This is a genomic window from Proteus sp. STS61-E, from assembly GCF_040932335.1.
GTDB classification, from domain to species: domain Bacteria; phylum Pseudomonadota; class Gammaproteobacteria; order Enterobacterales; family Enterobacteriaceae; genus Proteus; species Proteus mirabilis_B.
Genome location: NZ_JBFQGE010000005.1, coordinates 1 through 13,824, shown reverse-complemented (window position 1 = coordinate 13,824; position 13,824 = coordinate 1). Strand labels below are relative to the sequence as shown.

The 13,824-nt window shown below is 38.3% G+C and carries 15 protein-coding genes; 14 read left to right on the top strand and 1 reads right to left on the bottom strand.

Translation table 11 applies throughout. From position 1 onward, the window contains the following. Positions 1 to 68 precede the first annotated feature (68 nt). Complete coding sequence (locus tag AB4J89_RS12430) at positions 69 to 650, top strand: hypothetical protein (RefSeq protein WP_098941114.1); 582 nt, start codon at positions 69 to 71, stop codon at positions 648 to 650. 6 nt (positions 651 to 656) lie between these two features. Continuing rightward, positions 657 to 1,037, top strand: coding sequence for a type II toxin-antitoxin system YafO family toxin (locus tag AB4J89_RS12425; protein WP_098941115.1), 381 nt, complete (start codon positions 657 to 659; stop codon positions 1,035 to 1,037). Positions 1,038 to 1,110: 73 nt separating this feature from the next. Here the strand turns inward: AB4J89_RS12425 and thiI are convergent, their stop codons facing one another. After that, positions 1,111 to 2,562, bottom strand: a complete 1,452-nt coding sequence (gene thiI, locus AB4J89_RS12420; RefSeq protein WP_088493692.1) for a tRNA uracil 4-sulfurtransferase ThiI — start codon at positions 2,560 to 2,562, stop codon at positions 1,111 to 1,113. Between the two features lie 201 nt (positions 2,563 to 2,763). Here thiI and xseB point away from each other — a divergent pair, with 201 nt between their 5' ends. From xseB to AB4J89_RS12360, 12 genes are all read left to right on the top strand, one after another. Then, positions 2,764 to 3,027 (top strand): exodeoxyribonuclease VII small subunit, encoded by a 264-nt coding sequence (gene xseB, locus AB4J89_RS12415; RefSeq protein ID WP_023580876.1) that lies wholly within the window; start codon positions 2,764 to 2,766, stop codon positions 3,025 to 3,027. Next, complete coding sequence (ispA, locus tag AB4J89_RS12410; RefSeq protein ID WP_088493693.1) at positions 3,028 to 3,951, top strand: (2E,6E)-farnesyl diphosphate synthase; 924 nt, start codon at positions 3,028 to 3,030, stop codon at positions 3,949 to 3,951. A gap of 66 nt (positions 3,952 to 4,017) precedes the next feature. Further along, complete coding sequence (dxs, locus tag AB4J89_RS12405) at positions 4,018 to 5,883, top strand: 1-deoxy-D-xylulose-5-phosphate synthase (RefSeq protein ID WP_311755342.1); 1,866 nt, start codon at positions 4,018 to 4,020, stop codon at positions 5,881 to 5,883. A 350-nt stretch (positions 5,884 to 6,233) separates the two neighbouring features. Further along, positions 6,234 to 6,653: a D-ribose pyranase gene (gene rbsD, locus AB4J89_RS12400; RefSeq protein ID WP_088493695.1), complete on the top strand. Its 420-nt coding sequence runs from the start codon at positions 6,234 to 6,236 to the stop codon at positions 6,651 to 6,653. 7 nt (positions 6,654 to 6,660) lie between these two features. Then, positions 6,661 to 8,169 carry a ribose ABC transporter ATP-binding protein RbsA gene (rbsA, locus tag AB4J89_RS12395; protein ID WP_368469438.1) on the top strand — a complete coding sequence of 503 codons (1,509 nt, stop codon included), beginning with the start codon at positions 6,661 to 6,663 and terminating at the stop codon, positions 8,167 to 8,169. Position 8,170: 1 nt separating this feature from the next. Continuing rightward, positions 8,171 to 9,136, top strand: a complete 966-nt coding sequence (gene rbsC, locus AB4J89_RS12390) for a ribose ABC transporter permease (protein WP_088493697.1) — start codon at positions 8,171 to 8,173, stop codon at positions 9,134 to 9,136. A gap of 42 nt (positions 9,137 to 9,178) precedes the next feature. Next, positions 9,179 to 10,069 carry a ribose ABC transporter substrate-binding protein RbsB gene (gene rbsB, locus AB4J89_RS12385; RefSeq protein ID WP_088493698.1) on the top strand — a complete coding sequence of 297 codons (891 nt, stop codon included), beginning with the start codon at positions 9,179 to 9,181 and terminating at the stop codon, positions 10,067 to 10,069. Between the two features lie 78 nt (positions 10,070 to 10,147). Next, positions 10,148 to 11,074: a ribokinase gene (gene rbsK / locus AB4J89_RS12380; RefSeq protein WP_368469435.1), complete on the top strand. Its 927-nt coding sequence runs from the start codon at positions 10,148 to 10,150 to the stop codon at positions 11,072 to 11,074. Positions 11,075 to 11,078: 4 nt separating this feature from the next. After that, the gene (gene rbsR, locus AB4J89_RS12375) at positions 11,079 to 12,095 is read left to right on the top strand and encodes a ribose operon transcriptional repressor RbsR (RefSeq protein WP_368469433.1); all 1,017 of its coding nucleotides are present in this window, start codon (positions 11,079 to 11,081) and stop codon (positions 12,093 to 12,095) included. Positions 12,096 to 12,205: 110 nt separating this feature from the next. Further along, on the top strand, positions 12,206 to 12,448 hold the full coding sequence (vapB, locus tag AB4J89_RS12370; protein ID WP_088493701.1) for a type II toxin-antitoxin system VapB family antitoxin: 243 nt from the start codon (positions 12,206 to 12,208) through the stop codon (positions 12,446 to 12,448). Then, a complete protein-coding gene (locus tag AB4J89_RS12365) occupies positions 12,441 to 12,845 on the top strand; it encodes a type II toxin-antitoxin system VapC family toxin (RefSeq protein WP_088493702.1) in 405 nt (134 codons plus the stop codon). Before vapB ends, AB4J89_RS12365 begins: the two co-directional genes overlap by 8 nt. Positions 12,846 to 13,283: 438 nt before the next feature. Then, on the top strand, positions 13,284 to 13,619 hold the full coding sequence (locus tag AB4J89_RS12360; protein ID WP_088493703.1) for a zinc ribbon domain-containing protein YjdM: 336 nt from the start codon (positions 13,284 to 13,286) through the stop codon (positions 13,617 to 13,619). The last annotated feature ends 205 nt before the right edge of the window (positions 13,620 to 13,824 follow it).

Here is a 13,824-nt window from a genome sequence, read left to right as displayed (position 1 = left end):
TTCTTATCATATTTAAAAATAATTATTGAGAGGCTAAGATAGAGCCAATTTCTAAAGGATGTGGCAAAATGAAAACTCTGCAATATCATAAAAAATTACCTAGGCTTGTTACTTTAATTTCTATGGGATTAGCCACTGTCCCAGCAGAAAGTTTTAAACATAAACAATCATCGTTAATCTCCAATGTTCAATACTCTTTTGCATCTCCGGTATCTAATCAACTTGTTGCTATTCCAATTAATGATGCCACTGAAAAAATGAACAAATTAGCTGAGTTACTCAATAGTGACTTAAACAGATTAAAAGAAGAGTGGGAAAAACATGAAAGTTTATTTATTAGCCAACACATCTATGAACAAATAAATAAAAATATAAAAGGTATAGATACCTCTTTAGCTGATATAAAAAATGTCCTTATTTCATTTTCAAATAATGATATCTCAAAAAAACAGAGTATTCTTTTATTTGGCCGCTCATTAGCAATATATAGAAGTGCATTAGCTGAGGTTGTTTCATTTATAGAACAAACTCATCAGCCATTAAAAACAACGAATAAAAAACCCAATATAACAGATGCTGAGATGAGAAAACTAATACAATCTGAGCATACTAAATTAGGGCTTGATACACCTAAATTTGATAGCAATTAATGTGTTATGATTCAAATATCAATACATCCTGATATTGAATATAAAGCTATCGCTGATGAGTATGCTCTCTTATTAAAGCTCTGGAAAAAAGAGAAAATATTATCTAATTATTTAGGTGCTGATGGTCGATGGGAAAGTAATGCTAAATTATGTCAATCTCTAATTTCTAAAATACATATTAGAATGCCAATTGAGCCTGAATGGAATAAAAGAACACCACAAATACAAAGAAAATCCAATCATTACTTAGTTTACTGCCAGCATTGGCTCAACCCTGACAGATATCAAATTATTGCTATTATGTCACCAAATGCCCATGAAATAGCAAAAACATCATTTTTGGCTGTACTAGAAAAAAGAGCTGAAGAATTTCAAAATCTCTTTTAATAAATCATTATCAACAACCAATTAAAAAGCCACTCCATAGTGGCTTTTTTATCAACAATATAAACGTTATATATTATTTTTTACGATAGACTTTAACGTTCTCAAAACCTTGCTCACGTAAATAAAGCGCCTGTAAACGGCTCATCATTCCACGATCACAATAGAGTAAATAGGTTTTTGCGTTATCTAAATCACCAAACTGAGTGCTTAGTTTATAGAAAGGTAGCTCTTTAACATCAACACCTTCTATCTTTAATGGTGAAGTCTCTTGCTCTTCTGGTGAGCGAATATCCAGAATAACGTCGTTAGCGCCAAATTCAGAGACCATTTCAACTTCAGTAACTTGCTGTACGGTTTCTTCTGCAATACGACGAATATCCATATTCTTAGCATTTTCAACAACGCTATCAAGAATAGAAAAATCAAACTTCTCTTCTTCTGCTTCGATCTTCGCTTTTACCGCTTTCACTGTTGGGCTTTTTGAAATCACACCACAGAATTCAGGCATTGTGCGAGCGAAATCTTCTGTACCAATTTGACGTGCGATATTGATAATGTTCTCTTTATCATGAGTGATAAGAGGACGTAAAATTAACGTATCTGTCGCATTATCAATTAAACGTAAATTAGTTAAGGTTTGGCTAGAAACCTGCCCTAATGCTTCGCCAGTAACAATTGCTTGAACACCATAACGTTCTGCCACTCTTGATGCTGCACGTACCATCATACGTTTTAATACAACACCCATTTGACCATCATCGACTTTTTCTAAGATTTCTGCGACAACAGGCTCAAAATCAACAGCAACGAAATGCACTTTATGTGAACGACCAAAACGGTTCCATAAATAATGCGCAACTTGTTTAACGCCAATTTCGTGAGCAGAGCCACCTAAGTTAAAGAAACAATAGTGAACTCGGCTACCACGACGCATTAACATATAGCTCGATACACCTGAGTCATAACCACCAGAGATCAGTGATAAAACATCTTCTTGTGTACCAATTGGGAAACCGCCAATACCTTCATAACGCGCATTTACCAGAATCAGTTTGTCATCTTCAATTTCCAAATTAATGGTGACATCTGGACGGGTTAATTTCACTTTAGCGCTTTCAACGTGTTGGTTAAAACCACCACCAACATAGCGCTCAACTTCATTTGAAGTAAAACTATGTTTGCCGCGGCGTTTGGCGCGAACACAAAATGTTTTGTTTTCAACTAAATGCTTAAATGCTGCAAAAGTTTGCTCAAAAATATTGTGTAGATCAGTGTACGGATGCTCTTCTACTTGTAAAAAGTGATGAATACCAGGAATACGCGTTAATGCATCACATACCGCTTCACTTTTGCTTTCATCTTTGCTGACAACAACAATGTTATCCCAATTACGGACAACAGTAATTTCATCACCTAATGTATTAAGTACATTACGAATATTGCTAGTGAGGATCTTGATAAAACGTATACGAACTGATTGGCTTTTGATCGTAATTTCGGGGAATAATTTAATAATAAACTTCATAGTCAATGGTCATAGGTTATTAAGTAGAAACATAAACTACAGTGATGTAAATTGACTGGAGTTTATAAAAGTCACAAAGTATATCACCAATATTTAGGGCTCACCCGCAAAAATCATCGACTGAATAAGAAATTTTCTTCTCAATTGTAGTAAGATGATCGCTATTATTCAGCGCTAACATGCTTTATTATCAAAAATATTATGGCTAAGAAAACGACACCAATTAACGAAGACATCGCACAAGCACCAAGTTTCGAAGCATCTATGCAAGAACTTGAGCAAATCGTAAACCGTTTAGAATCCGGTGAACTCCCTTTAGAAGAAGCGCTTAATGAATTTGAACATGGCGTTCGTCTAGCCCGTGTTGGACAAAAAACATTACAAGACGCAGAACAGCGTGTTCGCATTCTTCTTAAAGAAGATGATAATGCAACTCCTGATGATTTTATCCAAGAGGCAGAATAATTGAGTAACGCAACTTCAAGTACGGATGCGTTCCGTCATAAATTAGATTCCGCCCACCAGCGTGTTGACGATGCATTAAACCAAGCGCTATCCGCTTTACCATTTACTGACATGCCTCTAGGTAAAGCCATGCATTATGGTGCCCTTTTAGGTGGAAAGCGCTTACGTCCTTTCCTTGTTTATGCAGTAGGTGAAATGTTTAAAATCCCTGCTCTTAACCTTGATGCACCAGCCGCCGCAGTAGAATGTATTCACGCTTATTCTCTTATTCATGATGATCTACCTGCGATGGATGATGATGATTTACGTCGTGGTAAACCTACATGTCATATTGAGTTTGGTGAAGCCAACGCAATTTTAGCGGGCGATGCATTACAAACACTCGCCTTTGAGATCTTAGCAAAAAATCCAATGCCTGATGTTGCAATGAGTGATCGGGTTGCAATGATTGCTGAATTAGCAACAGCCAGCGGGCTTGCTGGTATGTGTGGTGGTCAAGCTCTTGATCTTGAAGCCGAAGATAAATCCATTGATCTTGCATCTCTTGAAAAAATCCATTTACACAAGACAGGTGCATTAATTCGTGCAGCTGTTCGCTTAGGCGCATTTAGTGCTGGCTCAAAAGGTCACGATGTATTACCCGCACTAGATAAATATGCCCACTCAATTGGCCTTGCATTTCAGGTACAAGATGACATTTTAGATGTCATTGGTAGTACTGAAGAAACAGGAAAGCGTCAAGGTAGCGACCAAGAGTCAGGAAAAAGCACATATCCTGCACTTCTTGGGTTAGAGCAAGCTCAAAAGAAAGCACAGGAATTGTATAACGAAGCACTGGATGCCTTAGCGTTTCTTGAGCAATACGAGTACGATACGACCACGCTTAAACAATTAGCGAGTTTTATCGTCGAACGGAAAAACTAATAAAAAATAAAGAGAGCAGCTTACCTGTTCTTTCCCTATTACAAGTGATTAATTAATAGGCATCACATGAGCATTGATATCGAAAAATATCCCACATTGGCGTTGGTTGAAACACCAGAAGATTTGCGCCTATTACCAAAAGAGAGTTTACCTAAACTCTGTGATGAGCTAAGGCTATTTCTTCTTAACAGTGTCAGCCGCTCAAGTGGTCACTTCGCCTCAGGTTTAGGTGCTATTGAGTTAACGGTTGCTCTTCATTACGTCTATAAAACCCCTTTTGATAATCTTATTTGGGATGTGGGTCATCAAGCCTATCCCCATAAGATCTTAACAGGTCGCCGTGACCGCATTGATACTATCCGCCAAAAAAATGGGTTACATCCCTTCCCTTGGCGAGAAGAGAGTGAATACGACAAACTTTGTGTCGGTCACTCTTCAACCTCTATTAGTGCAGGTTTAGGTATGGCTGTTGCAGCTGAACAAGAAAAGCTGAACAGAAAAACAGTTTGTGTGATTGGTGATGGTGCAATTACTGCGGGTATGGCTTTTGAAGCAATGAACCACGCAGGTGATATTGAGCCAGATATGCTCGTTGTACTTAATGACAACGAGATGTCAATCTCCGAAAACGTTGGTGCATTGAATAATCATCTTGCACAATTGTTATCAGGCAAACTGTATACCACCTTACGTGAAGGTGGAAAAAAGGTCTTTTCTGGTATTCCACCGATTAAAGAATTACTGAAAAAGACAGAAGAACATATTAAAGGCATGGTTGTTCCCGGCACCATGTTTGAAGAATTGGGCTTTAATTATATCGGTCCAGTTGATGGTCATGATGTTATTGCGTTAGTGCAAACACTCGCTAATATGCGTGATCTAAAAGGCCCTCAACTCCTGCATATTATGACTAAGAAAGGTCGTGGATATGCACCTGCTGAACGTGACCCTATTAGCTGGCATGCTGTACCTAAGTTTGATCCACAAGCAGGTACATTACCTAAAAGCCCTAATGCACGACCTACATTTTCTAAAATTTTTGGTGACTGGTTATGTGAAGAAGCCTCAACCGATCCAAAACTCATGGCAATTACCCCTGCTATGCGTGAAGGCTCTGGTATGGTGCGTTTCTCAAAAGAATACCCATCACAATACTTTGATGTTGCGATCGCAGAACAACACGCCGTTACCTTTGCAGCAGGTTTAGCAATTGGTGGTTATAAGCCTATTGTTGCTATCTACTCAACATTCTTACAACGCGCTTACGATCAAGTGATCCACGATATTGCCATTCAAAAACTGCCTGTTTTATTTGCTATTGATCGTGGTGGTATTGTGGGAGCAGATGGTCAAACTCACCAAGGTGCTTTCGATCTCTCATTCTTACGCTGTATTCCTAATATGGTCATTATGGCACCAAGTGATGAAAATGAGTGTCGCCAAATGCTTCACACGGGTTATCACTATCAAGATGGCCCTGTTGCAGTACGTTACCCAAGAGGCTCTAGTGTTGGTGCGCAATTACAACCACTCAGTCCATTGCCTATGGGTAAAGGCATTATTCGTCGCCAAGGTAAAGGTATTGCTATTCTAAACTTTGGTACATTACTGCCTGAAGCGTTAGAAGTCGCTGAAAAACTTGATGCAACTGTCGCCGATATGCGTTTTATCAAGCCTCTTGATAAATCACTTATCCTTTCTCTGGCAGAACAACATGATATGTTGGTAACGTTAGAAGAGAATGCGATTATGGGTGGCGCAGGCAGTGGTGTTAATGAGTTACTGATGCAAGAGCGTTGCCTAGTGCCTGTCTTAAACTTAGGTATACCTGATCTGTTTGTACCACAAGGTGGACAAGAAGAGATCAGAACTGACTTAGGATTAGATGCAGACGGTATTGAAAAATCAATTAAAGCCTATCGAGCTAACTAATTGAATTAAAATGATTAAAAACAACCTCTCCTAATTAACTATAGGAGAGGTTAATGTATTTTCTAAGCTAAAATCTGCCTACTTTTATATACTGGTTCACGTTTTCACACCTCATATTTTCTTCAATTATAATCTTGTCCATCATCACATTTTTATGAAACTCACTGAAAATAACCACTTTCCTTATTGAATCCATTCAGCGTTAATTTATTCAATCAGTTAGATTTTTCTTTCTTTTTGTTTGCCAACGAAACGTTTCGATCATGCTCACAATATGAATAAATCAAACTTGTTTTCCCGCCTTTCTTTTCTACTATGTAGACAGCGAAACGTTTCGCTGAGGAGAAAACATGAAAAAAGGTGTATTACTTAATAGTCCTATTTCGAGTGTAATTTCACGTTTAGGACACACTGACAAAATCACTATTGCAGATGCCGGATTACCTATTCCCTCCTCTGTTGAACGTATTGATCTTGCTCTCACTCAGGGTATTCCGGACTTTATGTCCGTGTTGCAAACAATCACTCATGAGATGCAAGTGGAAGCCGTGATGCTGGCGGAAGAAATTAAAACCATCAATCCCTCTCTTTTTAATGAAATCCTCTCTTATCTCTATTTATTAGAGCAAGAGCAGAAGAAATCTATTCAAATAATGTATGTTTCACATGAAGCATTCAAAAAGCAACTTACTGAAAATAAAGCTGTTATTAGAACTGGTGAATGTACGCCTTATGCCAATATTGTGTTGTTTTCTGGTGTGACTTTTTGAGGACAATATGGAACCTTTACTTGAACTTAAAGATATTGATAAGTCATTCCCCGGTGTAAAAGCACTATCAGGCGCTACTTTACGAATTTACCCTGGTCGAGTAATGGCTTTAGTCGGTGAAAATGGCGCAGGAAAATCAACACTAATGAAAGTACTCACTGGGATCTATAAAAAAGATGCCGGTGAAGTGATTTATCAAGGTGAAAGTTGTGCTTTTAATGGTCCCAAATCTTCTCAAGAAGCAGGGATAGGTATTATTCACCAAGAGCTTAACCTTATTCCTGAATTAACCATCGCAGAGAATATTTTCTTAGGTCGTGAGTTTACCCGTGCTTTTGGCGCTATCGATTGGAAGAAAATGTATGCAGAGGCCGATAAGTTATTAGCCCGATTAAATCTTGCTTACAGTAGTCACCGTTTAGTGTCTGAATTATCGATTGGTGATCAGCAAATGGTAGAAATCGCCAAGGTACTTAGTTTTGGTTCCAAAGTCATTATTATGGATGAACCAACAGATGCATTAACTGACACTGAAACTGAATCGCTATTTAGTGTTATTCGTGAACTAAGAGCTCAAGGTTGCGGCATTGTTTATATCTCACATCGTTTAAAAGAGATCTTTGAGATTTGTGATGATGTAACTGTACTACGAGACGGTCAGTTTATTGGTGAAAAACCTGTCGCCTCATTAAAAGAAGACACTCTGATTGAAATGATGGTTGGTCGTAAGTTAGAAGACCAATACCCTCGTATTAATATCCCTCAAGGTAAAACCAAACTCAACGTCATTAACCTCAGTGGCGAAGATGTTCATGATGTCAGTTTCTCATTACATGAAAGCGAAATTCTTGGTATTTCAGGCTTAATGGGTGCGGGTCGTACTGAATTAATGAAAATTATCTACGGAGCATTACCCAAAACCAATGGCACCGTTGAGTTAGATGGTAAACCTTGCCAAATCAAAAAGCCCGCTGAAGGTTTAGAACAAGGTATTGTTTACATCTCTGAAGATAGAAAGCGTGATGGTTTAGTGCTCGGTATGTCGGTGAAAGAAAATATGTCTCTGACTGCACTACGCTATTTTAGCCGCGGTATGGGTGTGCTTAATCATAAAGAAGAGCAACTCACTGTTGGCGATTTTATTAAATTATTCAATATAAAAACCCCTTCAATGGATCAAACCATCGGTTTCTTATCAGGGGGAAATCAACAAAAAGTGGCTATCGCAAGAGGCCTAATGACTCGCCCTAAAGTACTTATTCTTGATGAACCCACTCGTGGCGTCGATGTGGGCGCTAAAAAAGAAATTTATCAGCTAATTAATAAATTTAAACAAGAAGGATTAAGCATCATCTTAATTTCTTCTGAAATGCCTGAGGTAATGGGAATGAGTGACCGTATTTTGGTTATGCATGAAGGTCGTATTAGTGGTGAGTTCTCCGCTCACAATGTCACACAAGAAATGCTAATGGCTGCGGCTGTTGGTAAACAATATGACGCTAAAGTAGGAGTTTGATATGAGCACGAATTCAATTCCAGCGTCAAAACGTTGGTTCTCAAAAGCTTGGCTATTAGAGCAAAAATCACTGATTGCTCTGCTTATCCTGATTGTCGTCGTTTCCACACTCAGTCCTAATTTTTTCACCTTAAATAATATTTTCAACATTCTTCAACAAACATCGGTCAACGCCATTATGGCGGTTGGGATGACTCTGGTTATTTTGACATCTGGCATCGACCTATCTGTTGGTTCATTGCTTGCATTAACAGGTGCTGTTGCTGCTTCTATGGTAGGTGCTGATGTTAACGCACTTGTTGCTGTTGTTGGAGCATTGGCGTTAGGTGCAGCCATTGGTGGTGTAACAGGGATTATCGTTGCTAAAGGTAAAGTTCAAGCCTTTATTGCTACGCTAGTCATGATGTTATTGCTGCGCGGTGTTACTCGTGTCTATACCGACGGTAGCCCAATTAATACCGGCTTTAGCGATAATGCTGATCTGTTTAGCTGGTTTGGTATTGGTCGCCCATTTGGTATTCCAACCCCAATCTGGCTGATGATGATTGTCTTTTTGAGCGCATGGTATTTATTACATCATACTCGTTTAGGCCGTTATATTTATGCGCTTGGCGGTAATGAATCAGCAACACGTTTATCCGGCATTAGCGTCGATAAAATCAAAATCATTGTTTATGCACTGTGTGGTTTATTAGCTGCCCTTGCCAGTGTCATTGAAGTTGCTCGCCTTTCATCAGCGCAACCAATGGCAGGTAATGGTTATGAGCTAGATGCTATTGCCGCCGTTGTTCTGGGTGGTACCAGTCTTGCAGGTGGTAAAGGTCGTATTATCGGTACATTAATTGGTGCGCTTATTCTAGGCTTCTTAAATAATGCACTGAATTTATTAGGAATATCATCAAACTATCAAATGATAGTAAAAGCGGTGGTCATCTTACTTGCTGTTTTGGTAGATAACAAAAAATAACTCTCTATTCTCTTAATCCGAATCCCGACAGGAACTTATATTATGAAACTCAAAAAAATGGCGACACTTCTTTCTGTTGTTGCATTAAGCGCTACAATCAGCGCCAACGCATTTGCAAAAGAGTCGATCGCGCTTGTTATCTCAACACTTAACAACCCTTTCTTTGTCACCATGAAAGACAGTGCACAGAAAGAAGCTAATCGATTAGGCTACGATCTTGTTGTTCTAGATTCTATGGACAACCCAGCTAAAGAGCTTGCTAACGTGCAAGATCTGACAGTAAAAGGCACACGCTTAATGCTCATTAACCCAACAGACTCTGATGCTGTGGGTAACGCCGTTATTTTAGCCAATAAAGCTAAAATCCCTGTTATCACTTTAGACCGAGTTGCAAATAAAGGTGAAGTCGTCAGCCACGTTGCTTCAGATAACCGTCTTGGTGGTAAAATGGCGGGTGATTATATTGCAGAGAAAGTGGCTAGTGATGCCAAAGTTATCCAACTAGAGGGGATCACCGGAACATCTGCATCTCGTGAACGAGGTGAAGGCTTTAAACAAGCGGTTGATGCTCACAAACTGAATGTACTTGCCAGCCAACCTGCTGATTTTGACCGCACAAAAGGTCTTAACGTGATGCAAAATCTATTAACTGCTTATCCTGCGGTTCAAGCTGTTTTTGCACAAAATGATGAAATGGCATTAGGTGCATTACGTGCATTGCAAACTGCCGGTCGTACCGATGTATTAGTGATTGGTTTCGATGGTACAGATGATGGGATCAAAGCGGTAAACCGTGGCATGTTAGGCGCAACCATTGCTCAACGCCCAGACCAAATTGGTATTATCGGCATTCAAACCGCAGATAAAATTCTCAAAGGCGAAAAAGTGGATGCAACAATCCCCGTCGAACTTGAGTTAGTTATTAAAAAATAACAACAATAAATACCACGGGGTAATATTGCTCCGTGGTAGCTTTGATCATTAAAACACGTTTTCACAAGGATAAAGGCTATGACAACACCTCGCCTTGCTGTTCTAGGTAGCATTAACGTTGACCACATTATGAATATTTCACAATTTCCAAAACCTGGTGAAACCATTATTGGTCATCAATACAAAATAGCCTTTGGTGGTAAAGGTGCAAATCAGGCAGTAGCTTGTGGTCGCAGTGGTGCCGATATTACCTTTATTGCTTGTGTCGGTGATGATGCGATTGGTAGTGAGATAATTTCACAGCTTAAAACAGATAATATTCATATTGATGCAATTAGTATTATTCCGCAAACACCAACAGGTGTGGCGATGATACTTGTTAATGAACAAGGTGAAAACGTAATTAGTATTGTTGCAGGTGCTAATGGCGCACTAACACCTACTTATTTTCAGCAATATCATCATGTTGTTGAGCATGCTGATGCCTTGCTGATGCAATTAGAATCACCATTAGAGACTGTTTTTGAAGCTGCAAAACTAGCAAAATCACACCAAACTCAAGTCATTTTAAACCCAGCACCAGCACAACCTTTATCTGATGAATTTCTGAGTTTTATTGATGTTATCACTCCAAATGAGACGGAAGCCGAAATATTAACAGGCGTTTCTGTGCATGATGAAGCGGGTGCTGCAAAAGCTGCCGAAATTTTACATCAAAAAGGTATCAAACAAGTGCTTATCACTTTGGGTAGCCGTGGTGTATGGTTTAGTGAACAAGGGAAAGGCATGATAATTCCTGGATTTCGCGTCGATGCTGTTGATACCATTGCCGCAGGTGATACATTTAACGGTGCATTTGTCACTGCAATATTAGAAGGGAAACCTTCCGTTGAGGCTATCCGTTTTGCTCACGCAGCAGCTGCCATTGCAGTTACACGTCATGGTGCGCAATCATCTGTTCCTTGGCGTCATGAAATCGAATCATTTTTAGCAGAGCGAGCATAGTACTTTGGCAACAATGAAAGATGTCGCCCGTTTGGCGGGCGTTTCGACATCAACTGTTTCTCACGTTATCAATAACAATCGTTATGTTAGCGAAGGTATTCGTAAAAAGGTTAACGATGCTATCGAAACCTTAAATTACGCGCCTTCTGCTTTAGCGCGCAGTTTAAAAATGAACTGTACTCACACTATTGGTATGTTAGTGACAGCCAGTAGTAACCCTTTTTATGCAGAAGTTGTGCGTGGTGTTGAACGTAGTTGCTACGAAAAAGGTTATAGCCTAATTTTATGTAATACCGAAGGGGATTACGAACGTATGGATAGTAGCCTTGAAACGTTGCTACAAAAACGTGTCGATGGTTTATTATTGATGTCAACAGAAGCCCGAGCGCCCTCTCATGAAGTGCTAAATCGTTATCCTCGTTTACCTATGGTCATGATGGATTGGTCTCCGTTTGAATACGGCGGAGATATTATTCAAGATAACTCCCTGCTTGGGGGAGAAATCGCCACCAATTATCTGATTGAAAAAGGCTTTACTGAAATAGCATGTATTGCGGGCCCACAAGATAAACTCCCAGCAAAGCATCGTTTGCAAGGCTATTACAATGCAATGCAAAAAGCAGGGCTCACTGTTCGAGAAGAGTTTGTATTAACCAGTGATTTTGAATTTGCAGGTGGGTTTAGCGCAATGCAAAAATTACTCTCACATTCTGTCTTACCACAAGCGGTTTTTACCTGTAATGACGCAATGGCTGTTGGTGCTTATCAAGCTATTTATCAAAAAGGTTTGCGTGTACCTGATGATATTTCAGTCATGGGTTATGACGATATCGACCTAGCCTCTTATATGATCCCTCCTCTTTCTACCATTCACCAACCTAAAGATGAATTGGGTAAACTTGCTGTCAGCCAATTATTACATCGTATGGAAAATATCGACGCTGATGACAATGTTTTGGTTCTTACACCCAAACTTATAGAGCGTGGATCGGTGATAGAAAATAAAAAAATAATCTATTAACATTAAAGTGTTAAAACTTTTAGTATAGATTTCATACAACTCATTTAGTATCCTTTCTAAACTGCTATATACTTATGCCATATAGCAGTTATTGAGAGGAGGCTATCATTATGATCCAGCATGGCAAAGTATTTATGAGCAATAGAACACAAAATGTTCGTTTACCTGCTGATACTCGTTTTCCTGATGATGTAAAAGACGTTGTTGTTCGTGTAAAAGGAAAAGAGAGAATTATCACACCGATACAGAATGCATGGGATAGCTTTTTCTTATCTGAAAAGTCTGTAACAGATGATTTTTTATCTGAAAGACCAGATCAAGTCACAAGCGAAAGAGAATCCTTTGATGATTAAATATCTGCTAGATACGAATATTGTTATATTTACAATTAAACGTAGACCTGAATTTCTGTTACCAAAATTTAATCAGTATGTTGAACAACTCGCTATTTCAACAATAACACTTGCTGAACTACTATATTGTGCCGAGAAAAGCTCAAATTCAGCAAAAAATTTAGCTACTGTTAATGATTTTGTTTCTAGACTAAGTATTTTACCTTATGACGAACTTGCAGCCTTTCACTATGGTGATATAAGAGCAACACTCGAAAAGCAAGGTAAACGTATTGGTGATAATGACTTGCATATAGCAGCACATGCCAGAAGCAAAGGACTAGTCGTTGTTACAAATAATACCAGAGAATTTGAGAGAGTTGATGGTTTAAGAATCGAAGATTGGACTCATAATTAACTCAAATACCAAACTTATAGAGCGTGGATCGGTAAGTAAATTTGTAAAATCATAATAAGAAGATTAACACTATTATTGATGATGCTCTCTTTTAAGATGGGGGCATTTATTTTTAGTTATATTTATAAAATTATGACTTTAAAATCATTAGATTAGAAAATATTTAAAACCACTTCTATTTATCTTTATTTTCTATTTAACTCTCTATATTTAGCCTACTTTTCCTCACTCTTTGCGTCATAATCTGTGAAAGATGCAAATTTCCATCAAATCCATTATACTATTGCCCTTTCGCATTATCAGAAGCAGTACCATTTAGGGGATTGCTTAGAACTTTCACTCTTAAATGATAATGTGTCCTTTAATTTATGGGGCAAGTGTTATCCTCATTGTGACGATTAATCACTTCCCATTTTGATAAAATTTGAGAGTATTATTATGTCATTACCTTCTTGTCCTAAGTGCAATTCTGAATACACCTATGAAGATGGTGCAATGTATGTTTGCCCTGAATGCGCACACGAGTGGAACGATGCAGAACCAACTGTTGATAACGATGAGTTAGTGGTTAAAGATGCTAACGGTAATTTATTAGCTGATGGCGATTCAGTGACTGTGATTAAAGATCTCAAAGTCAAAGGTAGCTCAACCATGCTAAAAATTGGTACTAAAGTAAAAGGTATCCGTTTAGTGGAAGGCGACCATAATATTGATTGTAAAATTGATGGCTTTGGACCAATGAAATTGAAGTCTGAATTTGTGAAAAAGAACTAAGATAATAGATTATTAATAATCTCTTTAAACATAGATTTAGATATTATCAAGATCATCAAAGGCGCTAATAAAGCGCCTTTTAAATATATTTAAGTATTTAAGTATTTAAGTATTTAAGTATTTAAGTATTTAAGTATTTAAGTATTTAAGTATTTAAGTATTTAAGTATTTAAGTATTTAAGTATTTAAGTATTTAAGTATTTAA

Bases quoted from the DNA above. Each gene is read 5' to 3' on its own strand.
- AB4J89_RS12430 (WP_098941114.1), top strand. From the start codon at position 69: ATGAAAACTCTGCAATATCATAAAAAATTACCTAGGCTTGTTACTTTA.
- AB4J89_RS12425 (WP_098941115.1), top strand. From the start codon at position 657: ATGATTCAAATATCAATACATCCTGATATTGAATATAAAGCTATCGCT.
- thiI (WP_088493692.1), bottom strand. From the start codon at position 2,562: ATGAAGTTTATTATTAAATTATTCCCCGAAATTACGATCAAAAGCCAA.
- xseB (WP_023580876.1), top strand. From the start codon at position 2,764: ATGGCTAAGAAAACGACACCAATTAACGAAGACATCGCACAAGCACCA.
- dxs (WP_311755342.1), top strand. From the start codon at position 4,018: ATGAGCATTGATATCGAAAAATATCCCACATTGGCGTTGGTTGAAACA.
- rbsD (WP_088493695.1), top strand. From the start codon at position 6,234: ATGAAAAAAGGTGTATTACTTAATAGTCCTATTTCGAGTGTAATTTCA.
- rbsA (WP_368469438.1), top strand. From the start codon at position 6,661: ATGGAACCTTTACTTGAACTTAAAGATATTGATAAGTCATTCCCCGGT.
- rbsC (WP_088493697.1), top strand. From the start codon at position 8,171: ATGAGCACGAATTCAATTCCAGCGTCAAAACGTTGGTTCTCAAAAGCT.
- rbsB (WP_088493698.1), top strand. From the start codon at position 9,179: ATGAAACTCAAAAAAATGGCGACACTTCTTTCTGTTGTTGCATTAAGC.
- rbsK (WP_368469435.1), top strand. From the start codon at position 10,148: ATGACAACACCTCGCCTTGCTGTTCTAGGTAGCATTAACGTTGACCAC.
- vapB (WP_088493701.1), top strand. From the start codon at position 12,206: ATGATCCAGCATGGCAAAGTATTTATGAGCAATAGAACACAAAATGTT.
- AB4J89_RS12365 (WP_088493702.1), top strand. From the start codon at position 12,441: ATGATTAAATATCTGCTAGATACGAATATTGTTATATTTACAATTAAA.
- AB4J89_RS12360 (WP_088493703.1), top strand. From the start codon at position 13,284: ATGTCATTACCTTCTTGTCCTAAGTGCAATTCTGAATACACCTATGAA.